This is a genomic window from Streptomyces flavofungini, from assembly GCF_014650815.1.
GTDB lineage: Bacteria > Actinomycetota > Actinomycetes > Streptomycetales > Streptomycetaceae > Streptomyces > Streptomyces flavofungini.
Genome location: NZ_BMVR01000005.1, coordinates 342,603 through 368,312, shown reverse-complemented (window position 1 = coordinate 368,312; position 25,710 = coordinate 342,603). Strand labels below are relative to the sequence as shown.

Annotated in this window: 20 protein-coding genes; 7 read left to right on the top strand and 13 right to left on the bottom strand. The window is 72.4% G+C overall.

Features of this window, described 5'->3' with window-relative positions; translation table 11 throughout:
• On the top strand, positions 1 to 765 hold the full coding sequence (locus IE274_RS15070; RefSeq protein ID WP_190116224.1) for a polysaccharide deacetylase family protein: 765 nt from the start codon (positions 1 to 3) through the stop codon (positions 763 to 765).
• A 45-nt stretch (positions 766 to 810) separates the two neighbouring features.
• Here IE274_RS15070 and cspE read toward each other — a convergent pair whose 3' ends face one another.
• The 4 genes from cspE to IE274_RS15050 all read right to left on the bottom strand — a co-directional run bounded on the left by cspE (position 811) and on the right by IE274_RS15050 (position 3,672).
• Positions 811 to 1,020 carry a transcription antiterminator/RNA stability regulator CspE gene (gene cspE / locus IE274_RS15065; protein ID WP_190116223.1) on the bottom strand — a complete coding sequence of 70 codons (210 nt, stop codon included), beginning with the start codon at positions 1,018 to 1,020 and terminating at the stop codon, positions 811 to 813.
• Positions 1,021 to 1,180: 160 nt separating this feature from the next.
• Positions 1,181 to 1,579, bottom strand: coding sequence for a VOC family protein (locus IE274_RS15060; RefSeq protein ID WP_190116222.1), 399 nt, complete (start codon positions 1,577 to 1,579; stop codon positions 1,181 to 1,183).
• Positions 1,576 to 2,166 (bottom strand): cupin domain-containing protein, encoded by a 591-nt coding sequence (locus IE274_RS15055; protein ID WP_190116221.1) that lies wholly within the window; start codon positions 2,164 to 2,166, stop codon positions 1,576 to 1,578. Before IE274_RS15055 ends, IE274_RS15060 begins: the two co-directional genes overlap by 4 nt.
• Positions 2,167 to 2,229: 63 nt before the next feature.
• On the bottom strand, positions 2,230 to 3,672 hold the full coding sequence (locus IE274_RS15050; protein ID WP_190116220.1) for an MFS transporter: 1,443 nt from the start codon (positions 3,670 to 3,672) through the stop codon (positions 2,230 to 2,232).
• Between the two features lie 195 nt (positions 3,673 to 3,867).
• Between IE274_RS15050 and IE274_RS15045 the strand changes: the two genes are divergently transcribed.
• The gene (locus IE274_RS15045) at positions 3,868 to 4,950 is read left to right on the top strand and encodes a helix-turn-helix domain-containing protein (RefSeq protein ID WP_190116219.1); all 1,083 of its coding nucleotides are present in this window, start codon (positions 3,868 to 3,870) and stop codon (positions 4,948 to 4,950) included.
• Between the two features lie 125 nt (positions 4,951 to 5,075).
• Positions 5,076 to 6,518 carry an FG-GAP-like repeat-containing protein gene (locus tag IE274_RS15040; RefSeq protein WP_190116218.1) on the top strand — a complete coding sequence of 481 codons (1,443 nt, stop codon included), beginning with the start codon at positions 5,076 to 5,078 and terminating at the stop codon, positions 6,516 to 6,518.
• Between the two features lie 131 nt (positions 6,519 to 6,649).
• Here IE274_RS15040 and IE274_RS15035 read toward each other — a convergent pair whose 3' ends face one another.
• The gene (locus IE274_RS15035; protein ID WP_190116217.1) at positions 6,650 to 9,271 is read right to left on the bottom strand and encodes a bifunctional FO biosynthesis protein CofGH; all 2,622 of its coding nucleotides are present in this window, start codon (positions 9,269 to 9,271) and stop codon (positions 6,650 to 6,652) included.
• Positions 9,272 to 9,561: 290 nt separating this feature from the next.
• On the opposite strand from IE274_RS15035, the gene IE274_RS15030 reads away from it, so the two are divergent.
• The 3 genes from IE274_RS15030 to IE274_RS15020 all read left to right on the top strand — a co-directional run bounded on the left by IE274_RS15030 (position 9,562) and on the right by IE274_RS15020 (position 13,202).
• Positions 9,562 to 11,082: a CehA/McbA family metallohydrolase gene (locus tag IE274_RS15030; RefSeq protein ID WP_190116216.1), complete on the top strand. Its 1,521-nt coding sequence runs from the start codon at positions 9,562 to 9,564 to the stop codon at positions 11,080 to 11,082.
• 329 nt (positions 11,083 to 11,411) lie between these two features.
• Positions 11,412 to 12,632 (top strand): MFS transporter, encoded by a 1,221-nt coding sequence (locus tag IE274_RS15025; RefSeq protein WP_190116499.1) that lies wholly within the window; start codon positions 11,412 to 11,414, stop codon positions 12,630 to 12,632.
• Between the two features lie 18 nt (positions 12,633 to 12,650).
• Complete coding sequence (locus IE274_RS15020; protein WP_190116215.1) at positions 12,651 to 13,202, top strand: dihydrofolate reductase family protein; 552 nt, start codon at positions 12,651 to 12,653, stop codon at positions 13,200 to 13,202.
• Positions 13,203 to 13,226: 24 nt separating this feature from the next.
• On the opposite strand, the gene IE274_RS15015 is transcribed toward IE274_RS15020, so the two are convergent.
• From IE274_RS15015 to IE274_RS14980, 8 genes are all read right to left on the bottom strand, one after another.
• The gene (locus tag IE274_RS15015; RefSeq protein WP_190116214.1) at positions 13,227 to 13,739 is read right to left on the bottom strand and encodes a hypothetical protein; all 513 of its coding nucleotides are present in this window, start codon (positions 13,737 to 13,739) and stop codon (positions 13,227 to 13,229) included.
• Positions 13,740 to 13,837: 98 nt separating this feature from the next.
• The gene (locus tag IE274_RS15010) at positions 13,838 to 14,482 is read right to left on the bottom strand and encodes an NADPH-dependent F420 reductase (RefSeq protein ID WP_190116213.1); all 645 of its coding nucleotides are present in this window, start codon (positions 14,480 to 14,482) and stop codon (positions 13,838 to 13,840) included.
• Positions 14,483 to 14,725: 243 nt separating this feature from the next.
• On the bottom strand, positions 14,726 to 16,255 hold the full coding sequence (locus tag IE274_RS15005) for an aldehyde dehydrogenase family protein (protein ID WP_190116212.1): 1,530 nt from the start codon (positions 16,253 to 16,255) through the stop codon (positions 14,726 to 14,728).
• Positions 16,256 to 16,275: 20 nt separating this feature from the next.
• Positions 16,276 to 18,009, bottom strand: a complete 1,734-nt coding sequence (locus tag IE274_RS15000; RefSeq protein WP_190116211.1) for an N-acyl-D-amino-acid deacylase family protein — start codon at positions 18,007 to 18,009, stop codon at positions 16,276 to 16,278.
• Between the two features lie 77 nt (positions 18,010 to 18,086).
• Positions 18,087 to 19,211, bottom strand: coding sequence for an LLM class flavin-dependent oxidoreductase (locus tag IE274_RS14995; RefSeq protein WP_190116210.1), 1,125 nt, complete (start codon positions 19,209 to 19,211; stop codon positions 18,087 to 18,089).
• Positions 19,212 to 19,323: 112 nt separating this feature from the next.
• Complete coding sequence (locus IE274_RS14990; RefSeq protein WP_190116209.1) at positions 19,324 to 20,112, bottom strand: SDR family NAD(P)-dependent oxidoreductase; 789 nt, start codon at positions 20,110 to 20,112, stop codon at positions 19,324 to 19,326.
• Positions 20,113 to 20,147: 35 nt separating this feature from the next.
• A complete protein-coding gene (locus IE274_RS14985) occupies positions 20,148 to 21,092 on the bottom strand; it encodes an LLM class F420-dependent oxidoreductase (protein ID WP_190116498.1) in 945 nt (314 codons plus the stop codon).
• Between the two features lie 5 nt (positions 21,093 to 21,097).
• Complete coding sequence (locus IE274_RS14980; protein WP_190116208.1) at positions 21,098 to 22,363, bottom strand: amidohydrolase family protein; 1,266 nt, start codon at positions 22,361 to 22,363, stop codon at positions 21,098 to 21,100.
• Between the two features lie 246 nt (positions 22,364 to 22,609).
• Here IE274_RS14980 and afsR point away from each other — a divergent pair, with 246 nt between their 5' ends.
• Positions 22,610 to 25,657 (top strand): SARP-family global regulator AfsR, encoded by a 3,048-nt coding sequence (afsR, locus tag IE274_RS14975; RefSeq protein ID WP_190116207.1) that lies wholly within the window; start codon positions 22,610 to 22,612, stop codon positions 25,655 to 25,657.
• Positions 25,658 to 25,710: the final 53 nt, after the last annotated feature.

Sequence of the window (25,710 nt, the reverse complement as noted above, 5' to 3'; positions counted from 1 at the left end):
ATGGCACGGCACAGCGGCGGGCGGGGCTGGTACGGCAAGGTCGTCGGGGCGGCGCTCGGGGTGATGATGCTCGCCACCGGTGCCTCCGTGTGGACCGCGCAGGCCGGTGCCACGGACGAGCCCACGCCGAAGCCGAGCGCGCCGAGCGGCAAGGCCAAGCCCGTCGAGGACACCATCGTGCACGCCTCGGACGCCGGGAAGCGCGGCGTGAACATCACCATCGACGACGGCCCCGACCCCAAGTGGACCCCGCACATGCTGGACCTGCTGCGGCAGTACAAGGTGAAGGCCACGTTCTGCATGGTGGGCACGCAGGCGCAGGCCCACCCCGACCTCGTGAAGAAGGTCGTCGCCGCCGGGCACCGGCTGTGCGACCACTCGGTGTCCCACAACACCGCCATGGACAAGGAGTCCGCGGCCTACCGGTCGAAGCAGATCCTCGACGCCGAGCGCATGATCACCAAGGCGTCCGGGGGCGTACGGCCGATGTACTACCGGGCGCCCGGCGGGGCCTTCACCCCCGACAGCCGCAAGCTCGCCGCCTCCCGTGGCATGCGCCCGCTCGGCTGGAACGTGGACAGCAAGGACTTCGAACTCCCCGGTACGAACGCCATCGTCACCACCGTCCAGCGCGAGGTGGCCAACGGCCCGACGATCCTGTTCCACGACGCGGGCGGCGACCGCGCCCAGACCGTCGAGGCCCTGCGTCAGCTTCTGCCCTGGCTGAAGCAGCAGGGGTACTCGTTCGGCTTCCCGGTGCGTTGAGCCAGTCCCCGGGTTGAGGCCATCCGTCCTCAGACCGCGGTGACGTCAGATCGCGGTGACGTTGACGGCCGACGGGCCCTTCTGGCCGTCCTCGATCTCGAACTCGACGTTCTGCCCCTCGGCGAGGGTCTTGAAGCCGTTGCCCTGGATCGCGGAGAAGTGCACGAAGACGTCCTTGCTTCCGTCAGCCGGGGTGATGAACCCGAAGCCCTTGCTCTCGTTGAACCACTTGACCTGCCCCTTGATCTTGGCCATGGCCACAGCTCCCTCGGCTGAACACGTCACCCCCACGACGGTGACGTTGCGATGCGCTCAACGTACCGAGACGCCGCGGCCAAGGTCATCAACGCCTTGCAAGCCAAAGCGGAGTGGCCGTATCCGGCCGTCGTGGCTCAGCGGGTCCGGCGGACTCCACCTAGCCCCAGGTGCGTTCGCACAGGACAAGGCGGTAGCCGTCCGGGTCCTCGACCGTCACCCCGTACTCGTCCCAGTAGGGGTTGTGCGCGGCCACGCGGGTTCCGCCCCTGCTGGTCAGGCGGGTCACCAACTCCTCGTCCACGGGGGCCCCGAGGTACACCACGAACAGGTCGTCCACGGTCGGGGTCGGGTCCAGCGGGGCCTCGGGGTCGTGCGTCAGCTCGAAGTGCCAGGCGCCGCCGCGCGGGCCGACCATGATGAGGTCGTGCTCGCCGGGGACGCGCTCGGCGGTCCGCCACAGGACGTCGAGGCCGAGGCCGTCGACGTAGAAGCGTTCGGCGGCGGCGAGGTCCCGGGACGGGCGGGCCACGCGGATGTGGGTCGTGGAGTCGATCACTTCGCGGCCTCCGCCTTCGTGGCCCCCGAATTCGCGGCCTCCCGCTTCGCGGCCTCCGCCTTCGCCGACTCCAGCGCCGACCGCCACACCGGGCTGTCCACGTAGTGGTTGTCGAAGCGCTCCGACGACTCCGCGATCTCCTTCGGGTCGGCCTCGCCGCGCAGCACCCGGCCGAGCAGGCGCAGGTAGTCGAAGCGGTCCATGCCCGGCGTGAACACGAACAGGACGTCCGCCTCGCAGCCGGGGGCCGCGGCGAAGGCGTGCGGGGTGTGCGGCGGCACCGCCAGGAAGTCGCCCGCGTTCAGGACGGTGATCTCCTCGCCCACGAGGACCTGGAGCGAGCCGCTGATGACGAAGAAGAGTTCCGTCGCCTTGGTGTGGAAGTGCGACGGCGCGCCCACCGCGCCCGTGGCGAAGGTCGACCGGTAGCTCGTGAAGCCCGCCGCTCCTGCGCCGGACGTCTCGCCGAGCAGGGTCATCACGCTGCTCGGGTCGGCGCAGGTCTCGGCCTCGGCGCTGCGGGTCAGCACCGCCTGGAGGGCCGTGGCGGTCGTCGTGTTCGTGTTCGTTTCGCTGTTCATGACCATGACTCTATGGTCATGAGTGACCTGCCAGGGAGGTCATTCCAATGGCGAAGAGTGGGGTCAATTTCACGTCCGAGAAGCGTGCGCGGATCGCGTGGCCTGGTCTTTCTCGGTGGCGACCGCGGCCGCGGACACCAGCGTCGCCCCGGCCAGGCTGCCCCACAGTGCCGTCGGGCCGTACGGAGCGAGCGCGGTGATCGCCGCCGGGGACACCGCCAGGCCGAAGCCCGTGGAGAGTTCGAACCGGGCGAGGGTGCGGCCCAGGGCGTGGGGCGGGGCGAGGGCCGTGACGAGCGCGGTGGCGCTCCCGGCGTAGACGATCTCGCCGAGGGTGCAGACCACGGACACCGCGGCGATGGCCGGGGCACCCCAGCCGCCGCCCAGTGCCGTGGCCGCGATGAAGCCGAGGTACGAGGCGGTGAGTACGACACCGGCGACGGCCAGCACCGTCCGCCGGGGGAAGCGGCGGGCCATCAGGACGGTGACCGGCACTTGGAGGGTGACCACGAGCACCGTGTTCGCCACGAAGATGACCGCCGACCAGACTGGGGACGCGTGCAGTTGGGTCACCAGGACCAAGGGGAGCGCTATTTCGGGGACGTTGAGGCAGAAGACGTAGACGACGTTGGCGGCAAGGAGCGTACGCATCCGGGGAACGGGTTCCTCGCCCTCGCACCCGGCGCCCGCGCACCCGCGCCCGTCGACCTCGCCCCCGGCCGGGGCAGCCGCCACGGCCGCCGCCGGACGCACGTCCAACCGCACCGACCACGCCAGCCCCGCCGCCACGACGTACGCGACCCCCGTCACCCCCGCCAACACCTGCAACGCCCCTGCCCCGCCCGCCAGACACACCGTCGCGACGAGCGCCCCCACCCCCATCCCCGCATTGCGCAACGCCCGCCCCGCCGCGAGCGCCGCGTCCCGTTCCCGGCCGTGGGCCACCGTCGCCACCAACGCCGCATGGGCCGCGGGCCACGCCTGATTGCCGACGCCGAGGACGAGCGCCGCCGCCCCGAAGAGCCAGACGTGCCCCGTCGGAGTGGCGAGCAGCAGCACCACCCCCACCGCCCGCACCAGCATCGACGCCGCCACGACCGTGCTGCGGGCGCCCCGGTCCAGCCAGCGGCCCACCGCGGGCACGCACACCAGGCCCACGACGATGCCGACCGTCATGGCGATGCCGGTGGCGGGAGCGGAGAGGCTCAGCACCGTCACGCCGTACAGGAGCAGGAAGGGCCGCAGCAGGCCGGTGCCGAGGGCGTCGACGGCCAGGGCCACGGCGTAGCGGGGGCCGCCGGAGGCCCGGACGAGGGCGCGGGGGCGGATCTTGGCGGGGGTCGGGGTGGTTGGAGTGGCTGGGGTGGTCGGGGTGGCCGGGGTGGTCGGGGTGGCCGGGCTGGTCGGGGTGGCCGGGCTGGCTTCGGGGGTGGCCGGGCTGGCTTCGGGGATGGCCGGGGTGGCTTCGGGGATGGCCGGGGTGGCTTCGGGGGTGGTCGGGGTGGTTGCCATGGCGGCAACGGTGCGGGCGGTCGCCGGGTCCGGCCCGTGGGTTGACGGACACCGTCAACCCACGCCGCCGCGAGCCGTCCGGCCAAGGATGATGCGGCCCCGCCGGGCAGGGCTGATGCAGATCGTCCGAGTAGGGCTGATGCAGGTCGTCCGGCCAGGGCTGATGGGGATCGTCCGGGCAGGGATGATGACGGGATGACGTTGCGCATCGACATCAGCGGCCCGCCGTCCGAGCGGGTGCGGTTCGCCGCCTCGCCGCTGGCCGAGCTGACCGCGATGCTGCACGTGCTCGCCGAACCCGGGCACCACCCGCAGCTCGCCGACTGGGCCGGGGACGTGTGGGCCGGTCTCGCGCCGGAGCTGGCCGAGCGGCTCAGGGAGGCCGAGTTCCTCTGGCGGTCCTCGCAGGCCGACTTCCTGCTCCCGGCCCGGCCGCGGCCCACCCTCGCCGAGGAGTTGGACGACGTGGACCGGATCGACGACGAGTCGTACGTGACGGCCGCGCTCATCACCACGTGCGGCGGCCGCGCCCACCTCACGGCGGCCTCGCCCCTCACCGACGCGTCCGCGCGCGAACGGGCCCTGGACCTGGCGCAGGCCCGCGGCGCGCGCCAGGAGGCCTTCGCGGAGCGGCTGCTCACGGATCCGGCGGCGGTACGCGCACGGGTCCGCCACACGCTCGAACAGTGCGCCGACGCCTTCTTCGACGCCGCCTGGGCGGAGGTCGCCGTGCGGCTCGCCACCGATCTGCGCCTGAAGAACGACCTGCTGCGGCGCCAGGGCCTCGGGGCGGCGCTCGCGTCGGTCTCCGGCGCCGTCAGTCTGGCGCCGGACGGGGACCGCATCGTCGTGGACAAGCTGCACGACAGGGCGACCGCCGCGCACGGTTCCGGGGCGACCTTCATCCCCAGTGTCTTCGGGCGCCCGCATCTGGTGGTGGTGCACGCGCCGGGGTGGCAGCCGGTGGTGCAGTACCCGGTGGCCGAGGCGGGTCCGGCGGAGCCGGTGCCGCTGGACGTGGTCACGCTGCGGCTTGAGGCGCTCTCCCATCCGGTACGGCTGCGGCTGCTGCGCACCCTGGCCCGCGGCCCGCACACCAACCGCGAACTGGCCCACGCCTGGGAGCTCTCGCCTCCGGAGGTCTCCCGGCACCTCGCCGTGCTGCGCCGCGCGGGCCTGCTCAGCACCGAGCGGCACGGCCGTTACGTCCGCTACACCCTCAATCTGCCCGACCTGACGACCCTGGGCACCGACCTGCTGGCCGCCGTCCTGCGCTGAGCCCCACCCCAACCCCCCTCCGTACACCCCGGCTTCACCCCCGTACAACCGTCCCTTCCCCTCACACGTCTCCCCAAGTGGCAACCCCCGATCCCACAAGAAGCACCACAGCCACAGGAGGACCAGTGCGACGCACCCTGACAGCGGCCCTCGCGGCGACGGCGGCCACCGCGCTCGTCGTGCCCCTCATCGCAGCCGGGACCGCGTCCGCCGCGACTGGCGCGACCGACGCGCCCCGTGCCCCCCTCACCCCGCTCACCGACTTCAACCACGACGGCTACGGCGACCTCGCCGTCTCCGCCCCGTACGCCACCCTCGGCGGCAAGACCAACGCCGGGTACGTCACCGTCGTCTACGGGTCCGAGAACGGCCCCGACCGCGCGCACCCGAAGATCATCGACCGGGGGACGGCCGGGGTGCCCGGCGAGATCACGCAGGACGGGAACTTCGGGTCGCAGGTGAGCGTCGGCGACCTGGACGGGGACGGGTTCACCGATCTGGCCGTCGGCAGCGGGTACGGGGACAAGCTGCTCGTGCTGTGGGGGTCGAAGGACGGCCTCACCGGGTCCGCCGCCGAACTGCCCGCCACCTCGGCCGGGTTCAGCACCGGCGACTTCAACGGCGACGGCCACCGCGACCTCGTCTCCCACGACTTCCCGGAGAACGAGGACGACCGGGCCGGGATGACCGTGTCGTACGGGCCCTTCACCCGCGGCGGCAAGCCCGCGCGACAGGAAGCCGTCTACACCGGCCAGACCTTCGGGCCCATCGACCTGATCCCGGGCGACGCGAACGGCGACGGCATCGACGACCTCGTCACCAGCCACGGCTTCGAGGAGTCGGCGTACCCGAGCCGGTTCTGGAAGGGCACGAAGGACGGGCTGAGCCAGGACACCAAGAAGCTGAAGTCCTCCCTCGGCGGCGCCGTCGCGGACGTCGACGGCGACGGCTACGGCGACTTCGTCACCCGCGACAACGGCTCCAGCAACGACGACAACGAGGACGACAAGGGCACCGTCCGCGTCGACTACGGCAGCAAGGACGGGCCCGCCGCCACCCGCACCAAGAAGATCACCCAGGACTCGGCGGGCGTCCCCGGCGTCGGCGAGACCGGCGACCAGTTCGGCGCCGACATCAGCGCGGGTGACGTGAACGGGGACGGGCTCGCCGACGTCGCCGTGGGCGTACCGAACGAGGACATCGGCAGCGGCTCCGCGAAGGTCGCCGACGCCGGGTCCTTCGTGCTCCTCAAGGGGGCGCGCGGTGGCCTCAGCGGAACCGGCGCGCAGGCCTTCGACCAGTCCAAGCCCGGGGTGCCCGGGGCCTCGGAGAAACGGGACTGGTTCGGGCACCGTGTGCTCCTCGCCGACCTCGACGGCGACGGGCCGGCCGAGCTGACGGTGGCCGCGCACGGGGAGGACGGGGCGTACCAGGACTCCGGGGCCGTGTGGGTGTTCCCCGGCACGCGGGGCGGGCTCACCACGACGGGGCTCGCCTCCTTCGGGCCGAAGGGGCTGGGGGCGCCGGAGCGGAACGCGACCTTCGGTCAGGATGTGGGGCGCGGCTGAGGTGGGGCCCTGCGGGGCATTCCCCGGTCCCGCCCCTTCCCGAAACCGGGGGCGCTGCCCCCAGACCCCCGCTCCTCAAACGCCGGAGGGGCTGGATATGCAGCAGCACACCATCTAGCCCGTCCGGCGGCCTACGCGTCGAGCACCGGCAGCAGCTCCGGCAGGTGGCCGTCCGACGCGGCGGCAGCCCGCACGCGTTCGTCGGGGACCTCGCCGTACAGGGTGGTGCGCGGCTTCGCGGGCCGCCCCGCCGCCTCCGCGATGGCGACGAGGTCGGCCACCGACCGGTAGGAGCCGTAACTGGACCCCGCCATCCGGGAGATGGTCTCCTCCATCAACGTGCCGCCGAGGTCGTTCGCGCCGGAGCGCAGCATCTCGGCGGCCCCCTCCGCGCCGAGCTTCACCCAGCTCGTCTGGATGTTGGGGATGTGCGGGTGGAGCAGGAGGCGGGCCATGGCCGTCACCGCGCGGTTGTCGCGGGTGGTGGGGCCGGGGCGGGCGATGCCGGCCAGGTAGACGGGCGCGTTGGTGTGGATGAAGGGCAGGGTCACGAACTCCGTGAAGCCCTCGACTCCCTTGTCCAGGTTGGCCTGTTGCATCGCGGCCAGGGTGCGGAAGTGGCCGAGCCAGTGGCGCGGCTGGTCCACGTGGCCGTACATCATCGTGGACGAGGAGCGCAGACCCAGCTCGTGCGCGGTGGAGACGACCTCCTTCCAGGTGGCCGTGGGCAGCTTGCCCTTGGTGAGGATCCAGCGGACCTCGTCGTCGAGGATCTCGGCGGCCGTGCCGGGGATGGAGTCGAGGCCGGACTCCTTGGCCCGCGTCAGCCACTCCCGTATCGAAAGGCCCGTGCGCGTCGCGCCGTTGACGACCTCCATCGGCGAGAAGGCGTGCACGTGCATGCCGGGCACGCGCTCCTTCACGGCCTTCGCGATGTCGAAGTACGCCGTGCCGGGCAGGTCCGGGTGGATGCCGCCCTGCATGCACACCTCGACCGCGCCGACGTCCCACGCCTGCGCGGCGCGGTCGGCGACCTGGTCCAGGGAGAGGGTGTACGCGTCGGCGTCGGTGCGGCGCTGGGCGAAGGCGCAGAAGCGGCAGCCGGTGTAGCAGACGTTGGTGAAGTTGATGTTCCTGGTGACGATGTACGTGACGTCGTCGCCGACCATGGATTTGCGGACGTCGTCCGCGACCGCGCAGAGGGCGTCGAGGGCGGGTCCTTCGGCGTGGAGCAGGGCGAGCGCCTCGTCATCCGTGAGGCGAGTCGGGTCGTCGGCGGCCGTCGCGAGCGCCGCGCGCACGTCGCCGTCGATGCGGGAGGGCACCATGCCGGGCGCGGCCTGCTCGCGCAGCGCCTCCCAGTCGCCGTACACCTCGTCGAAGTCGTCGCGCCGGTCGGACGTGCGGCCCGTCGTGTCGATGGTGTGGTGCAGGTCGGTGCGGCCGGAGGCGGCCACGTACCCCTCGTCGGGCTCCTGCCAGGGCAGTCCGCGTACGGGCGCGTCGGGCGCGGCGAGACCCGTCTCCGGGTCGGCGAGGGCCCGCACGTGCGGCAGCAGCCGCGGGTCGAGCCACGGCTCACCCCGCCGTACGAACTCCGGATACACGCACAGCCGCTCCGCGAGCCGGAAGCCCTCCGCCTCCGACCGGGCCGCCAGCTCCTCGATCCGCGGCCACGGCTTCTCGGGATTGACGTGGTCGATGGTGATCGGCGAGACGCCGCCCCAGTCGTCGATCCCGGCCCGGATGAGCCGCCCGTACTCCCCGTCCACCAGATTGGGCGGAGCCTGAAGGCACCCCGAGGGCCCCATGATGTGCCGCGCCACGGCGACCGTCGCCACGAGATCGTCCATCTCGGCGTCCGGCATCCCGCGCATCGCCGTATCCGGCTTCGCGCGGAAGTTCTGGATGATCAGCTCCTGCACTCCGTGGTAGGACCGGGCCACCCGCCGCAGCGCGAACAGCGACTCCGCCCGCTCCTCGTACGTCTCCCCGATCCCGATCAGCAGCCCGCTCGTGAACGGCACGGACGACCGCCCGGCGTCCTCAAGGACCCGCAGCCGCACCGCCGGTTCCTTGTCGGGCGAGCCGTGGTGCGGCCCGCCGGGCTCGCTCCACAGCCGCTCGGCCGTGGTCTCCAGCATCATCCCCATGCTGGGCGCGACCGGCTTGAGGCGCTGGAAGTCGGTCCAGCTCATGACCCCCGGGTTGAGGTGCGGCAGCAGCCCCGTCTCCTCCAGGATCCGGATCGAGATGGCCCGCACGTACGCGATCGTGTCGTCGTACCCCGCCGCCTCCAGCCACTCCCGTGCCTCGGGCCACCGGTCCTCCGGCTTGTCCCCGAGCGTGATGAGCGCTTCCTTGCAGCCCAGTGCGGCGCCCCGGCGCGCGATGTCGAGGACCTCGTCCGGCGACATGAACATCCCGTGCCCGTCCCGGCGCAGCTTGCCCGGCACGGTCACGAACGTGCAGTAGTGACACTTGTCCCGGCACAGCCGCGTCAGCGGAATGAACACGCTCTTCGAGTACGTGATGACGCCCGCGCGGCCCTCCGCCGCGAGCCCCGCGTCCCGCACCCGCCCGGCCGACGCGGCAAGATCCTCCAGATCCGCCCCCCGCGCCCGCAACAGCACAGCGGCCTCCGCCACATCGAGCGCGACCCCGTCCCGGGCTCGCCTCAACGCCCGCCGCATGGCGTTGGCGGTGGGCCGGGCCCCTGCCCGGTCGGGATCCTGCGGCGCGCTGTTGGTCATGCCACCGAGCATACGAGCGACCTCCGACAACCCCTGGGGCCGGTGGCCGGAACCGGCGCCCCACCGTGCCGGGCACCGCACCGACGGCACCCCCGGCCGCCCCGCCCCGCGCCCCGCAGCCCGTCCCGACGACTGTGCGCAACCCCCCGACCCCCTTCCCTTACAAGGGAGTTCACGGCTCAATACCAGAGTTGCACGCACCACCCGTGCCACGCAGTCACCGTCGAGCACGGTCTTGTGCCGTCGTTGTGTCGTCGTGTCGTCGACACCGACCTCTGGGGAGCCGCAGCATGTGCGAGGACGAAAGCCACCTGAACAGACGCGCGCTGCTCGTGACGGGGGCGGCCACCGCCCTTACGTTGGGCAGTGTGAGCTTCGCGAGCAGCGCCGGCGCCGCCGAGGAGCGGCGCGGCGGGAAAGAGACGAAGACGGTCAGGGGCACGCTGCCCACCGGCTCGCCGGACTTCGTGTACCTGCCGGTCGAGATCCCGCGCGGGGTCCAGCAGCTGCACGTCTCGTACACCTACGAGAAGCCGCCCGTCCCCGCCGGGACCGCCGGGAACGCCCTCGACATCGGCGTCTTCGACGAGCGCGGCACGGCGCTCGGCGGCAAGGGCTTCCGCGGCTGGTCCGGCGGGGCGCGCACCGAGTTCTTCATCCGCGCCGACGACGCGACCCCCGGCTACCTCCCGGGGCCCGTATGGGCCGGGACCTGGAACATCGCGCTCGGGCCCTACACCGTCGCCCCGCAGGGCCTCCCATACGAGGTGACGATCACCCTCACGTACGGCGCGCCCGGCACCACGCCGAAGCCGAAGTACCCGCCGGAGCGCGCCAAGGGGCGCGGCCGCGCCTGGTACCGGGGCGACTGCCACCTGCACACCTGGTACTCCGACGGCCGCCGCACCCCCGCCGAGATCGGCGCCCTCGCCCGAGCCGCCGGGCTCGACTTCATCAACTCCTCCGACCACAACACCCAGTCCGCGCACGCCCACTGGTCCGAGGTCGCGGGCGACGACCTCCTCGTCCTGCTCGGCGAGGAGATCACCACCCGCAACGGCCACGTCCTCGCCCTCGGCACCGACCCCGGCACCTTCGTCGACTGGCGCTACCGCGCCCGCGACAACCGCTTCGGCCACTACGCCCGTCAGATCCGCCGCTCCGGCGGCCTCGTCGTCCCCGCCCACCCGCACGCCACCTGCGTCGGCTGCAACTGGAAGTTCGGCTTCGGCGAGGCCGACGCGGTCGAGGTGTGGAACGGGGCGTTCTCCCCCGAGGACGAGGTCGCCATCTCCGAGTGGGACAACGCCCTCGTCGCCGCCGCCCGCGGCGGCCGCCGCTGGACCCCGGCGATGGGCAACAGCGACGCCCACCGCGACCCCGACCCCGTCGGCCGCCCCCAGACCGTCGTCCTCGCCGACGACCTGACCCGCGACGCCATCCAGGACGGCATCCGCGCGGGCCGCTCCTACCTCACGGAGTCCAAGGGCATCGAGCTGACCTTCGGCGCCTCGGGCGGCAAGGGGCGGCACGCGGGCATCGGCGAGCGGCTGCGGGTCGACGCCGACGACCCGGTGACGGTACGGCTCGATGTGAAGGGCGTGCCCGGCTGCACCATCCGGTTCATCACGGACCAGGGCGTGCTGTTCACCAGCCCGGTGATTCCCGAGTCGGGGGTGGGGTCCGCGGAGTGGCGGACGACGGCTTCGTACGCGGCGTACGTACGGGCCGAGGTGCGGGCGGCGGCGGTGGCACCGCCGTTGCCGGGGCCGATGAAGGCGCTCACGAACCCGATTTTCCTGGGGCGTTGAGGGCCGCGGGGGCGGCGGGGGTGCGGAAGGGTTCCGGCGGGGGCGACTGAGTCCGGCGGGGGCGCCTGAGCCCGGCGGGCTCGGATTCCGGCTGGGGCGCCCGAGTCCGGCGGGGCCGGATTCCGGCCGGGGCGCCCGAGCCCGGCGGGGTGCCTCGGGGGGCGCCGGAGCGGGACCATCGCCGGGTAATTGGGTTCCGTCGGTGTGGGGCGCGTGCCTACCATCGGGGCATGAGCCGACGACATTGATCCACGAGCGCCACCTCACGCGGCCGCCGCACCAGCACGAGCGGTGGCCGCCGTACGGCCCGCCGCCGACTCGCGGCCACGCTGTACGGCTACTCCTTCCTGGACGACTTCGTCCTGCTCTACCCCGTGTACGCGCTGCTGTTCAGCGACACGGGGCTGTCCGTCGCGCAGGTGTCGTCCCTCTTCGTGCTCTGGTCCGTGACCGGCATCCTGCTGGAGGTCCCCTCCGGCGCCCTCGCCGACGCGGTCTCGCGCCGCCTCCTCCTGTGGACCGGCCCCCTCCTCAGCGCCACGGGCTTCGCCCTGTGGGTCCTCGCCCCCTCGTACTGGACGTTCGCACTCGGCTTCGTGCTGTGGGGCGCGAAGGGCGCGTTCGGCTCCGGAGCGCTTGAGGCGCTGGTGTACGAGGAGCTGGCGCACCTGGGCGCCGCGGACCGCTATGCCCACGTCATGGGCCGGGCGCGGGCAGCCGCCCTCCTGGGCGTGATGGCGGCGACGGCCCTGGCGGGCCCGGCGCTCGCGGCGGGCGGGTACGCGCTCGTGGGGGCGGCGAGTGTGGGGGCGTGTGTGGTGACGGCGGGGGTGGGCTGGGGGTTTCCGGAACATCGGGGCGGGGGTTCCGGTGACGCTTCGCCCGAGGGGGGCGCCGAGGCCGAGGGTGGCGCCGAGGGCTGGTGGGCCGCGCTGCGCGCCGGTGTCGCCGAGGCCCGGGGCGACCGGGCGGTACGCGGCGCGCTGCTCCTCGTACCGGCGGTGACCGCCGTGTGGGGCGCCCTGGACGAGTACACGCCACTGCTGGTGCGTGAGGCCGGGGCGGCGGACGCGGAGGTGCCGTGGTGGCTGCTCCTGGTCTGGGTGGGGGCGACGGCGGGCAGCCTGCTGGCGGGGACGGTACGGGGCGTGGGCGCGGCGGGCTTCGCGGGGCTCCTGGCGGGGGCGGGCCTGGCGCTGGCGGCGGGCGCGGCACTCCCGGCGGGGGGCCTGCCCCTCCCGGCGGGCATCGCCCTCATCGCCCTGGCCTTCTGCGGCTTCCAACTGGCCACGGTCCTGGCCGACGCCCGCCTCCAGGACAGCGTCAAGGGCCCGGGCCGGGCGACCGTGACGTCCCTGGCGGGCGCGGCGACGGAGCTGACGACGGTGGCGGTGTACGCGACGTACGGCTTCCTGGCCCCGTCGACGACGCACGGCACGACGTTCGCGGTGTTCGCGGCACCGTACGTACTGGCGGCGCTGGCGCCGGCGATGAGTAATGGCCGCCGCAGCAGTCACTACAGACAACAACGCCAACGCAAGCGCCGCTAGTCCTGCCGGAGGCCACCCATGCGCGACTTGATCATCACCCAGAACATCACCCTGGACGGAGTCATCGACGCGACGGACGGGTGGTTCGCCCCGGCGGACGACAGCGTGGACCAGTCGGACCTGAACGAGGCCCTCCTTGAGCAGGCGGCGCGGGCGGACGCCTTCCTGGTGGGCAGGGTGACCTTCGAGGACATGCGCGGCTACTGGCCGCAGCAGACGAACGACACGACAGGCGTGACGGACTACCTCAACAAGGTCCAGAAGTACGTGGTGTCGACGACGCTCCAGGACCCCCAGTGGGCCAACACCACAGTGCTCTCAGGCGACTTGAAGGAGAACATCACGGCCCTCAAGTCCCAGCCGGGCAAGGACATCGTCACCACCGGCAGCATCCGCCTGACCCACGCCCTGATCGAGGCGGACCTGGTCGACGAGTTCCGCCTCTTCGTCTACCCGGTCGTCCTGGGCCACGGCGCCCGCCTCTTCGACCGCCACAAGACAGACCTCCACCTGATGGAAACCCGCCGCTTCACCTCGGGCGTGACCCTGCTGCGCTACCGCGTGGCGTGACCCGCCCCGAAGCGCCGAGGGCGGTCACCCCTCCGCGAACAACTCCTCAGCGGAAGCCGCCGTCAACGACCGATCGAACCAGACGCCGAGGGTGTCCAGATCGTCACACTCCACGACCTGCTCCCGTACCCGCTCGGACACCTCGATGCCACGCCGGTCGAGGACGCGCAACACGGCTTCGGCGCGCTCTTCCACACGCCCTTCAGTGCGTCCTTCAGTGCGTCCTTCAGTGCGCAGCCGCTCAGACGTCTCCGACCGGAAAAAGGAAAGCTCGACGGTCACCAGTTCCCTCCAAGTCTTGAGAGCCGGGCTGTTGGCCAGGCCCTGTTCGGTGAGTTCGGAGAAGATCTCCGCGTTTTCCCTGTCGATCGTCTTCAAGGCAGCGACCAGCGTCTTCAGTATGGCATCGGCGTTCGCGTCCTTACTATGCGTGATCGCAGACAGCGTGGCGAGGGGAATGTCCGCGGCCGCGGCCCGCACATCGGTGATCACCGGGACGTTGTGCGGGCCGAGGACCAGCGGCCGGATCGTGAGCATGGGCCAGTGGGCCGGACCGACGCTGAAGGGGCCCGCGGCCCAGACCGCCGTGGGCTTGTCCTGGCAAGGGCACAACCGTTCCCCACGGCGGCCGTGGCTCACTCCGCCTTCGGCGGCACCACCCGCACATTGAAGCCGTACGTGCCCTGGGACACCGCGATGCCCATGAAGAGGTGGGCGAAGTGTTCCTGGCCCCGGGCTGTTTCGAGGGGGCCGAGGTCGAGGTGGGAGGAGGGGGGCCAGCCGAGGTCGGTGAGGAGGAGGGCGGTCCGGGACTTGGCCGTGGGGTTGTCGCCGGAGAGGAAGACGGTGCTGGGGCCCGCCAGGCTGTCGGGGGACGTCATCACCACCGAGTCCATCGTGCTCAGGGTCTTCACCACCTGGGCTTCGGGGAACGTCGACTGGATCTCTTCCGCGAGGGAGACCGTGGGGTGGGAGAGGGCCATGCCGTGCGGTTCCTCGGTGAAGCCGACGGCTATGTCGATGAGGAGCTTGCCCGCGAGGGACTCGGCGCCCGCGGTGCGGAGGGCGGCGATCGACTCCGCTCCCGGGGTCACGTTCACCACGACCTCCGCCCGCGCGGCCGCCTCCCCGATCCCGATGACCGGCACGCCCAGCTCCTCGGCCAGGTCCTTCTTGGCCTCGGGGTGGCGGGAGCCCAGGGCGACGTCGTGGCCGGCCGCCGCCCAGGCCTTGGCGAGCGCGCGGCCGACGTTGCCTGTTCCAATGAGTGCTATGTGCATGGTGGGGACGGTAGTTGGGGCAGTGCGGAGGGCGTATCGGTCGAGGGGACCAAGGGGTGGGCGTCCTCGGGACTAGGGCTGAAGGTCCTGGGGAGGCCGGTGAGGAGCAGGGCCCGGCGGGAGGCCAGGTCGGCGGCCGCCCGGACGCAGCCGATGACGCCCCGAGCACCCCTGAGGGCCTATCGGCGGGTCGACTCCTCTTCCCCTACGGGGCGTTCGCCCCTCCCTTTAAGGGGCCCGCGCTCACCCCGCCCACACCACCGCCTGCGTCTCGCTGTACGCGTGCAGGGCGTACGAGCCGCAGTCGCGCCCCACCCCGCTCTGCTTGAAGCCGCCGAAGGGGGCCTCCATGTTGCGGCCGATGGTGTTCACGCCGACGCCGCCCGCGCGCAGCCGGGACGCGACGCGGAAGGCGCGGGCCGTGTCGCCCGACCAGACGTAGTCGATCAGGCCGTAGTCGCTGTCGTCGGCGAGGGCCACGGCGGCGTCCTCGGCGGCCTCGCCCGCCCCGTCGAAGGGGACGACCACGACGACGGGCCCGAAGATCTCCTCCCGCACCACGCGCATCCCGGCCGCGCAGTCGGCCAGCAGGGTGGGGGCGACGTAGAAGCCCTTGTCGAGGCCGGGCCCCGGGCGCCCGCCGCCACCCACCACGACCCGCGCGCCCTCCTTGCGCCCCAACTCCACATAGGACTCGACACGTTCACGGTGCGCGGCGGAGATGAGCGGCCCGACCACCGTGTCCCGCGCACGCGGGTCCCCCACCTTCAGATGCCCCGCGTACCGGGCGAGCCGCTCCAACAGCGGCTCGTACACGGCCCGTTGGACGATGACACGCGTGGGCGCCGTACAGATCTGCCCGCTGTAGAACGAGAAGGTCGTCCCGATCCCGCCCGCCGCCGCGTCCAGGTCGGCGTCCTCGAAGACGATCGCCGCGCCCTTGCCGCCCAACTCCATGAGCTGGCGTTTCATGCCGCGACCGCACACCTCGCCGATGCGCTGCCCGATGGCCGTGGAGCCGGTGAAGCTGACCATGTCGACGTCGGGCGAGTCGACGGCGGCCTCGCCCACGTCGGCGGCGGCGCCGGAGACGACGTTCACGACGCCAGGAGGGGCACCCGCCTCCGTCAGGGCCGCCGCCAACCGGTAGACGGACAGGGGGTCTTGGGGCGCGGGCTTCACCACCACCGTGTTGCCCATCGCCAGGGCCGGTGCGATCTTGCCCGCCGGGTTCGCCCAGGGGTTGTTGTAGGAGGTGATGCAGGTGACGACGCCGACGGGGCGGCGGACGGCGACGGCACCGAGGGCCGCCGCCCTGCCCAGCGGGCCCGCCTCGTTGATCTGGGGCGGGATGCCGGTCTCGACGGGTTCGAGGGCGCCCCGCGCGTACCGGCGGAAGCGGGCCACGGCGACCGCGACCTGCATGCCGCGCGCGGTCGCGGTGGTCGCGCCGGTCTCCGCACGGGCCAGCTCGGTGTGGGCGGCGAAGTCGCGTTGCAGCAGGTCGGCGGTCCGGTCGAGGACGGCGGCGCGCTCCTGCGGTGTCGTACGCGACCACGTTCCGAAGGCCTCGCGCGCCGCGGCCGCGGCCTGCCACACCTGGGCGCGGCTCGCCTCGGGGGCGAGGCCGACGACGCCCTCGGTCGCCGGGTCGATGACCTCGTAGTGCCCGCCGTCGGGCTCGACCCACTCCCCGTCGACGAGGAGCCGCTGCGGGACGCCGGACGGCTCCGGCGAGGAGCCAGGCGACCGCCCTGCGGACGTAGCACTCAACGGCCCCGAGGAGGCGGCGCTCACCTCGTGCTCACCGTCCTGGTGTCGCGGCCCGACCGCAGCACCGTCCCCGGCACCGCCCCGGTGACCACGTCGTCGCGGATGACCTCGACGCCGTTGACCCACACGGCGTTCACGCCGATGGCCTTGGAGTCCAGGCGGGGGCTGTCGCCGGGCAGGTCGTGCACGAGGGTGGCCTTGCCCGCGTCGATCCGCCCGGGGTCGAAGAGGACGAGGTCGGCGTGGAAGCCCTCCGTCACGCGTCCCCGCTCGCGCAGGCCGAAGAGCCGGGCCGGGTCGTCGGTGAGCATCTGCACCGCCTGCTCCAGGCCGACCAGCTTCCGGCCGCGCAGGCAGTCCCCGAGGAAGCGGGTGGTGTACGGGGCGCCGCACATGCGGTCCAGATGGGCGCCCGCGTCGGAGCCGCCGAGCAGGACGTCCTCGTGGGCCCAGGTCTCGGCGCGCAGGGCCCAGGAGTCCGGGTCGTTGTCGGTCGGCATGGGCCACAGGACCGTACGCATCTCGTCGTTGGCGCAGATCTCGACGAGGCAGTGGAAGGGTTCCTGGCCGCGTTCGGCGGCGATGTCGCCGACGACGCGGCCGGTCAGGCCCTCGTTCGCGGCGGAGTACGTGTCGCCGATGACGTACCGCCCGAAGTGGGTGAGGCGCCGGAAGACCCCGGCCTCCTTGCTGGTGGCGCGCCGCAGCAGCTCCGCGCGTACGTCCGGATCGCGGAGCTTGGCGATCCGCTCGGGGACGGGCAGGCCGAGGACGTCGCCCCAGCCGGGTATCAGGTTCAGCGCGCAGAAGGTGCCCAGGGACATGTTCATGGGCGTGAGGATCGGCATGGTGAGGGCGACGACGCGGCCACCCGCCTTGCGGGCGCGCTCGCTGGGGATCAACTGGCGCGGGACGCGCTCGGGCACGGCGGCGTCGATGGTGAGGACGTTCCAGTTCAGGGGGCGCCCGGCCGCCGCGCTCATCTCCACGAACAGATCGATCTCGGCGTCGTCGAACTGGTCGAGGCACCCGGCGACGATCGCCTCCAGCTGCGTGCCCTCGTGCTCGGCGACCGCCCGCGACAGCGCGAGCAGTTCCTCGGGCCCGGCGTGCCGCGAGGCCACCGGCTGCCCGTCCCCGTCGGAGTGCGTGGACGACTGCGTGGTGGAGAGCCCCCAGGCGCCCGCGTCCATGGCCTCGTGGAACAGACCCAGCATCCGCTCCAGTTGCCCGGCCGACGGTTGCCCGCCGACCGCGTCCGCCCCCATCACGTACCGGCGCAGCGCGCAGTGCCCCACCATGAACCCCGCGTTGACGGCGATCCGCCCCTCCAGGGCGTCCAGGTACTCCCCGAAGGAGTGCCACGACCAGGGCGCGCCCTCTTCGAGCGCCACCAGCGACATGCCCTCGACCTTGGACATCATCCGCCGCGTGTAGTCGGCGTCCTCGGGCCGGTCCGGGTGCAGCGGGGCGAGCGTGAACCCGCAGTTCCCGCCCGCGACGGTGGTCACGCCGTGGTTCAGGGACGGCGTGGCGTACGGGTCCCAGAAGAGCTGGGCGTCGTAGTGGGTGTGCGGGTCGACGAACCCGGGGGCGAGGATCAGGCCGTGGGCCTCCTCCTGGGTACGGGCCTCCGCCGTCACGGAGGGCGCGACGACGGCGATGCGTCCGTCCCTGATCCCCACGTCGGCGACACGGGCGGCGGTGCCCGTCCCGTCGACGACGGTCGCACCTTTGATGAGGTGATCAAGCATGCCCAGCTGTCCCTTCCAGGTGGGGTGGGAATCAGCCCGTCCGGCGTTCGAGGACGAGCGCGCGGCGCGATCGGCGGTCACCCGGCGGCGGCCTGCCGCATCCGCGTGGTGCGGTGCACCGGATCGGTGTCGATCTTCGGGATGACGTGCTCACCGATCAGCTTGATCGTGGTCAGCGTGTCCTCGGGCGAGATCCCGATGGGCAGCCCGAACGACAACTGATCGGCCCCGGCCTGCTCCCACCGCTTGCACTGCCGGGTCACCTCGTCCGGATCCCCGCAGATCATCAACTCCTCGGCGATGAGCAGCTCGATGATCTCCTCGGTGTAGTCGGGAAGGACCTCGGGCCACTCGGGAATCCCCTCGGGCCGGGGGAAGGTGTCGTGGTAGCGGAAGACCAGCGACTGCAGATAGTTGAGCCCGCCGTCGACGGCGATCCGCACGGCCTTCTCGTGCGTCTCGGCGCAGATCGCCGTGGACGTCACCATCACGTTGTCGTTGACGAAGTCCCCGACGGGCTCGGCGTCCCGGATGGCGGTCTTGTACTGCTCCAGGACCCACTCCATGTCGGAGACCTTCTGCACGCTGAAGCCAAGGACACCGAGCCCCTTCTTCGCGGCCATGGCGTACGAGGACGGCGACCCGGCGGCGTACCACATGGCCGGGTGGGAGGCCCCGTACGGCTTGGGGAAGACCTTGCGCGGCGGCAGTTGCCAGTGCTTGCCCTGGAACCCCTCGTACTCCTCCTGGAGCCACATCTTGGGGAACTCCGCGATGGTCTCTTCCCAGATCTCCTTGGTGTGGTTCATGTCGGTGATGCCCGGCAGGAAGCCGAGGATCTCGTGCGATCCGGCGCCGCGCCCGCTGCCGAACTCGAAGCGCCCTTCGGAGAGGTGGTCGAGCATGGCGACCTTCTCGGCGACCTTCACGGGGTGGTTGACCTGGGCGAGCGGGTTGAAGATGCCCGAGCCGAGATGGATCCGCTCGGTGGCGTGGGCGAGGTAGCCGAGGAAGACGTCGCTGGCGGAGAGGTGCGAGTACTCCTCCAGGAAGTGGTGCTCGGACGCCCAGGCGTACTTGAAGCCCGCCTTGTCCGCCTCGATGACGTACTCGGTCTCCTCCATCAGCGCCTTGTGCTCGGCGAGCGGGTCGGTCTCGGCCCGCTTGCCCACGTATCCCTGTACAAAGAGCCCGAATTCCAAGGCGGTTCACCGTCCTCGTCAGTTTCTGACGTACCGTCAGATTCGCTGGTCCGACTGTTCCACCGCGCCCTGGGAGCGTCAAGACCCGCACCGGGCCCGAGCTGACTTCCCGTCAGATGACGCTGACCCCGGCGAGCCAGCCGCCGTCGACCACGAACGGCTGCCCGGTGATGTACGACGAGTCCGCCTCGGCGGTGAGGAACAGCGCGAGCCGCGCCACCTCCTCCGCCCTGCCCACCCGGCCGAGCGGCACGAGCTTGCGGTACAGCGCGTCCAGGCCCCGCGAGGCCTTCTCCACGTCCGCGTCGGGGTCGAGCTGCGCCGGATTGCTCATGGCGGTGTCGATGGCGCCGGGGCAGATCGCGTTGACGCGGATGTGCCACTTGGCCAGCTCCAGGGCGGCGACGCGGGTGAGGCCGATGATGGCGTGCTTGGTGGCGCTGTACGCCCCGATGTACGCCATGCCCGTCATCCCCGCGTACGAGGAGGTGTTCACGATGGAGCCGCCGCCCGCCGCCGCGATCTCGGGCGCGGTCGCCTTGATGCCGAGGAAGACGCCGGTCTGGTTGACCCGGACGATCCGCTCGAACTCCTCCAGGGGGGTCTTCACCAGCTCGTTGAAGCGCAGGATGCCCGCGTTGTTGACCAGGCCGTCGACCGCTCCGAAGGCGTCCAACGCGCCGGCGACGGCGGCAGCCCAGTCCGCCTCCTCGCCGACGTCCAGGTGCACGTACCGCGCGTTGTCGTGCCCCAGCTCCTTCACGAGCGCCTCCCCCTGCTCGTCGAGCACGTCCCCGACGACCACCCGTGCGCCCTCCGCGACGAACAGCCGCGCCTCCTGCTCGCCCTGCCCGCGCGCGCCACCGGTGACGATGACGACGCGCCCATCCAGCTTGCCCATTGCGGCCTCCTGGTCGGCTCAGTAGAACGAACGCTCTATTCAATGTGGGGAGCTACGTCCGCGCCGAACGCCGCCATCTGGTCGGTGAGTTCGGTGCGGCCGCGGCTGCGGAACCGGACCTGGATCTGGTGCACGCCCATCGCCGCGTACGCGCGCAGCGACTCCGCGAGGGCCTCGGGCTTCCCGCTGAGCGCCCGCCGCCCCACCGGCCAGGAGGGCTCGCCCACGTACAGCGGTTCGGTGATGGCCCCGATGGTGAGGGGCGCCTCGACACCCGCCTCGGCCCGCAGCCGCCGCAGCTTGGCGATCTGGCCGGGCAGCCGGTCGCGCGGGTCGCCCTGCGGCAGCCAGCCGTCGCCCCGGGTCGCGGCCCTGCGGACGGCGGCGGGCGAGGAGCCGCCGACCCAGATCGGCACCCGCTCCTGGGCGGGCCGGGGCCGCTGCCCGAGGCCCTCGAAGGCGAACCGCTCACCGTGGTGCTCAGGGAACTCCTCGGGCCCGAGCGCGGCCCGCAGCGCGTCCACGGTCTCGTCGAGGACCGGGCCGCGCCCCGCGAAGTCGGCGCCGAGGACGTCGAACTCCTCCGCCACGTGCCCCGCGCCGACGCCGAGGATCAGCCGGCCGCCGCTGAGGTGGTCCAGCGTGGCGTACTGCTTGGCGGTCAGCAGGGGGTGGCGCAGGCCGACGATCGCGACGTGACTCAGGAGCCGGACGCGCTCGGTGACCCCGGCGAGGTACGCGAGGGTGGCCACGGGGTCGTACCAGACGGTGCCCATCGCGTCCGCGAGCCGCCGCGGGATCGCCACGTGGTCGCAGCTCGCGAGGTACGCGAAGCCCGCGCGGTCGGCCGTGCGGGCGATCTCGACCAGGTCCTCCGGACCCGCGTCCGCCTCCCACGCCTCGGCGAACAGCGCACTCTGCGACTGCACCGGAAGCTGCATCCCGTACGCGAGCCGCCCCGCCGGGAACTGCTCCGCCATGGCGCTCACGCCCCCGGCCCCGGCCACAGGCCGTCCTTCGTCAGGCCGAGGAGGTCGATGGCGTTGCCGCGGACGATCCGGTCGACCACGTCCGGTGCCAGGTGCCCCATCTGCTCCTCGCCGACTTGGCGGGATTTGGGCCAGGTGGAGTCGGAGTGGGGGTAGTCGGTCTCGTACAGGACGTTGCCGACGCCGATCGCGTCGAGGTTGCGGAGGCCGAACGCGTCGTCGAAGAAGCACCCGAAGACGTGGTCGGCGAACAGCTCGGACGGCGGGCGGTGCACCTTGTCGGCGACGCCTCCCCAGCCCCGGTTCTCCTCCCACACCACGTCGGCGCGTTCCAGAATGTACGGGATCCAGCCGATCTGCCCCTCGGCGTACATCACGCGCACGTGGGGGAAGCGCTCGAACTTGCCGCTCATCAGCCAGTCGACCATCGAGAAGCAGCAGTTGGCGAAGGTGATCGTGGAGCCGACGGCGGGTGGTGCATCGGCGGACGTCGACGGCATCTTGCTGGACGAGCCGATGTGCATCGCCACCACCGTGCCGGTCTCGTCGCAGGCGGCGAGGAACGGGTCCCAGTAGTCCGTGTGGATCGACGGAAGTCCGAGATGTGGCGGGATTTCCGAGAAGGCGACGGCCCGCACCCCGCGCGCCGCGTTGCGCCGCACCTCGGCGGCCGCCAGTTCGGCGTCCCAGAGCGGGATGAGGGTGAGCGGTATCAGCCGACCTTGCGCGGCGGGGCCGCACCACTCGTCCACCATCCAGTCGTTGTACGCCTGTACGCAGAGAAGCCCCAGGTCACGGTCGGGCGCCTCGGTGAACGTCTGGCCGCAGAAGCGCGGGAAGGTGGGGAAGCACAGGGCGGACTGGACGTGGTTGACGTCCATGTCGGCGAGGCGGTCGGGCACGCTGAACGAGCCGCGCCGCATCTGCTCGTACGTGATCACTTCGAGCTTGATCTCGTCGCGGTCGTAGCCGACGGCCGTGTCGAGCCGGGTCAGCGGGCGGTGCAGCTCCTCGTACACCCACCAGTCCCCTATGGGCCCTTCGTCCCCTTTCTCCCCCATCACAGGGGCGAACTTACCGCCCAAAAAGGTCATTTCCCTGAGTGGGGCGCGGACGATGCGCGGGCCCCGGTCCTGGTACTTCGCCGGCAGCCGGTCCCGCCAGACGTGCGGGGGCTCCACCGTGTGGTCGTCCACCGAGATGATCCTCGGGAACGGCGACGCGGCGGGGGCGGCCTCCTGAGTGCTCTCCCTGGTCTCCATGAGGCTCACGGTAGCGCGCATCTGACGATCCGTCAGTTGTCCGGATTCAGTCACTGGTGCGGGAACCCTGTGAGAGCCGTCTCCCACGGCTGACGCATCCGCTCCGGACAAGGCAACCTGTGCACCGCAGTAAGCCGCGCGGGCAGGGCAGGCCCGAAGTGGGCACAAACCAGGCACAGCCGGGCACAGTTGGGCGTATTTGAGAAGACTTCAGCAACTGCGTACGGCAGGGCAGCAGGGGGAGCGATGGACGGACTACCGCGAGTGCCGGAGCAGCGGCGTTCGGCGGCGGCAAGCGACCCTGGGACAACGGTGCGGGCGTCGCGGGCCGAGGAAGCGGCGGCGGCCGGTGGGGCCGCGTCGGCGGACGGGGCGGGCGTTCCCGCGGCCGAGCCCGGCGCCCGGCCGTCGGCCCGCTTCAGCGTGCTCGGGCCCGTGCGCGCCTGGCTCGACGGGGAACCCCTGCCCACCGGCTCCCCCCAGCAGCGCGCCCTGCTCGCCGCCCTGCTGCTCCGCGACGGCCGCACCGCCACCGCCTCCGAACTCATCGACGCCATCTGGGGCGAGGACCCGCCCTCGCAGGCGCTCGCCGCGATCCGTACGTACGCCTCGCGGCTGCGCAAGGTGCTCCCGCCCGGCGCCCTCGTCAGCGAGTCCGGCGGCTACGCCGTCCGCGCCGCCGACGGCGTCCTCGACCTCGCCGAGGCCGAGCAGCTCTGGTCGGCGGCCGAGCAGGCCCGCGGGCTCGGCGACCTGCACCAGGCCCGCTCCCTGGTCAAGCAGGCGCTGGCCCTGTGGGACGGCGAACCCCTCGCCAACGTCCCCGGCCCCTACGCCGACGCCCAGCGCACCCGCCTGGACGAATGGCGCCTCCAACTCCTGGAGGCCCGCCTCGACATGGACCTGGAACAGGGCCGCCACGCCGAGTCCGTCTCCGAGCTGACCGCCCTCACCGCCGCGCACCCCCTGCGGGAGCGGCTGCGCGAGCTCCTCATGCTCGCCCTCTACCGCTCCGGCCGCCAGGCCGAGGCCCTCGCCGTGTACGCCGACACCCGCCGCCTCCTCGCCGACGAACTCGGCGTCGACCCGCGCCCCGGCCTCCAGGAACTCCAGCAACGCATCCTCCAGGCCGACCCGGCCCTCGCCGAGCCCTCCGCCCCCGCGGCGGAACCCTCGGCCGGCGTCGTCCGCCCCGCCCAGCTCCCCGCCACCGTCCAGGACTTCACCGGCCGGGTGTCGTTCGTGAAGGAGCTCAGCGACATCCTGTCGACGGCGGAGGGGCGCGTCATGGCCGTGTCCGCGCTCGCCGGGATCGGCGGCGTGGGCAAGACCACGCTCGCGGTGCACGTCGCCCACGCCGCGCGCGCGCACTTCCCCGACGGGCAGTTGTACGTCGACCTCCAGGGCGCAGGACCGCGGGCCGCCGAGCCCGAGACGGTCCTCGGCGCCTTCCTGCGCGGCCTCGGTACGGCGGACGACGACATCCCGGACTCCCTGGAGGAGCGGGCCGCCCTGTTCCGCTCCGTCCTCGACGGCCGCCGCGTCCTCGTCCTGCTCGACAACGCCCGCGACGCCGCGCAGGTGCGGCCGCTGCTGCCCGGCATGGAAGGGTGCGCCGCGCTCGTCACCAGCCGGATGCGGATGGTGGACCTCGCCGGGGCACACCTCGTCGACCTGGACGTCATGTCGCCCGACGAGGCCCTGCAGCTCTTCACGAAGATCATCGGCGAGGAGCGGGTGGCGTCCGAGCGGGAGGCCGCGCTCGACGTGGTGGCCGCGTGCGGCTTCCTGCCGCTCGCGATCCGCATCGCGGCGTCGCGGCTCGCCGCGCGCCGCACCTGGACCGTCGCCACGCTCGCCGCCAAGCTCGCCGACGAGCGGCGGCGCCTCGACGAGCTGCAGGCGGGCGACCTCGCGGTCGAGGCCACGTTCGAGCTGGGCTACGGCCAGCTGGAGCCCGCCCAGTCCCGCGCCTTCCGCCTCCTCGGCCTCGCCGACGGCCCCGACATCTCCCTGGCGGCCGCCGCCGCGATGCTCGACCTCCCGGTCGAGGACGCGGAGGACCTCCTGGAGTCCCTGGTCGACACGTCCCTCCTGGAATCCGCCGCACCCGGCCGCTACCGCTACCACGACCTCGTACGGCTCTACGCCCGCGCGTGCGCGGAACGGGACGAACTGCCGCCGAGCGAGCGGGACGCGGCGCTGTCGCGGTTGCTGGACTTCTATCTGGCCTCGGCGGCGCGGGTGTACGCGATCGAGCGCCCTGGGGACAGGACGGTGGATCACCTGGAGGTGACGGGCAGGACCGGTCTCGACTTCACCGGCGAGTCCACGGCGCTGGACTGGCTGCACGCGGAGGCCGCGTGCATCCTGGCCTGCGTACAGCAGTCCCTGACTCCGGGCTCGCTGCGCCGGGCCGTGGACCTGCTCCTGGCCGCCAAGGACCTGGCGGAATCGGGTGCGAGTTCACTGCGGTACGAGTCCGCGGCGATCGCGGCCCGCGACGCCGCGGCGGACTGCGGGGACGCCTGGGCGGAGGGCCGCGCGCGGGTGAGTCTCGCGCAAGTCCTCAGCAAGGTGGGCCACTTCCGCGTGGCGGCAGGCGAACTGGAGCGCGCCGCAGCACTGGCGCTCACCTCCGGTGACCCCTGGGCCGGCGGGAACGCGCCGAACGAGCAGGGGATCATCAGCAACTGCATCAACGAGCCCGCGGCGAGCGAGATCTACCTCCGCCGGGCCATCAAGGCGTTCCAAGCGGACGGCAATCGATCCGGCGAGGCCAGCGCCCTGTGCAATCTCGCGCGCGCCCTCATGGACCTGGGACGGACTTCGCAGGCGATCGAGCTGTCGCAGCGGGGCATGACCCTGTACGACGAGCTGGGGCTCACGTTCCGGCTCGCCAACGCCCAGTACACCTTCGGCGTCGTTCTCGGCCAGGCGGGCCGTCACGACGAGGCACTGACGCAGCTGACCGCCGCGCACAAGGTGTTCGCGGACAACCGCCAGCGCCTGTGGGAAGGGGCCACGCAGTACCGTATCTCCGAGGTGCACCTGGCCGCCCGGCGGCCGGCCGCCGCCGCCCGTCATGCCGAGCAGGCGCTGGCCACCGGCTTCATCGGCGGCGACTGGATGAAGGCCAACATCCTGACGGTGCTCGGCGAGGCCCTCGACGCCCTCGGGCAGCTGGACCGGGCCCGGGCGTGCTGGCACAAGGCGCAGGCCATCCACGAGGCAGCAGGGGCTCCGGAGGCCGCTCACGTGCGAAAGCTCCTCGGTCCGCTCACCGCCGCCTGAGCGTCCACCGAGGGCGTTCATCGAACGTTTATGAGCGCGTGTCACTCTCATGG

Coding starts and splice junctions, on each gene's coding strand:
- IE274_RS15070 (WP_190116224.1), top strand. CDS start 1: ATGGCACGGCACAGCGGCGGGCGGGGCTGGTACGGCAAGGTCGTCGGG.
- cspE (WP_190116223.1), bottom strand. CDS start 1,020: ATGGCCAAGATCAAGGGGCAGGTCAAGTGGTTCAACGAGAGCAAGGGC.
- IE274_RS15055 (WP_190116221.1), bottom strand. CDS start 2,166: ATGGTCATGAACAGCGAAACGAACACGAACACGACGACCGCCACGGCC.
- IE274_RS15050 (WP_190116220.1), bottom strand. CDS start 3,672: ATGGCAACCACCCCGACCACCCCCGAAGCCACCCCGGCCATCCCCGAA.
- IE274_RS15045 (WP_190116219.1), top strand. CDS start 3,868: ATGACGTTGCGCATCGACATCAGCGGCCCGCCGTCCGAGCGGGTGCGG.
- IE274_RS15035 (WP_190116217.1), bottom strand. CDS start 9,271: ATGACCAACAGCGCGCCGCAGGATCCCGACCGGGCAGGGGCCCGGCCC.
- IE274_RS15030 (WP_190116216.1), top strand. CDS start 9,562: ATGTGCGAGGACGAAAGCCACCTGAACAGACGCGCGCTGCTCGTGACG.
- IE274_RS15020 (WP_190116215.1), top strand. CDS start 12,651: ATGCGCGACTTGATCATCACCCAGAACATCACCCTGGACGGAGTCATC.
- IE274_RS15015 (WP_190116214.1), bottom strand. CDS start 13,739: ATGCTCACGATCCGGCCGCTGGTCCTCGGCCCGCACAACGTCCCGGTG.
- IE274_RS15010 (WP_190116213.1), bottom strand. CDS start 14,482: ATGCACATAGCACTCATTGGAACAGGCAACGTCGGCCGCGCGCTCGCC.
- IE274_RS15000 (WP_190116211.1), bottom strand. CDS start 18,009: ATGCTTGATCACCTCATCAAAGGTGCGACCGTCGTCGACGGGACGGGC.
- IE274_RS14990 (WP_190116209.1), bottom strand. CDS start 20,112: ATGGGCAAGCTGGATGGGCGCGTCGTCATCGTCACCGGTGGCGCGCGC.
- IE274_RS14985 (WP_190116498.1), bottom strand. CDS start 21,092: ATGGCGGAGCAGTTCCCGGCGGGGCGGCTCGCGTACGGGATGCAGCTT.
- IE274_RS14980 (WP_190116208.1), bottom strand. CDS start 22,363: ATGGAGACCAGGGAGAGCACTCAGGAGGCCGCCCCCGCCGCGTCGCCG.
- afsR (WP_190116207.1), top strand. CDS start 22,610: ATGGACGGACTACCGCGAGTGCCGGAGCAGCGGCGTTCGGCGGCGGCA.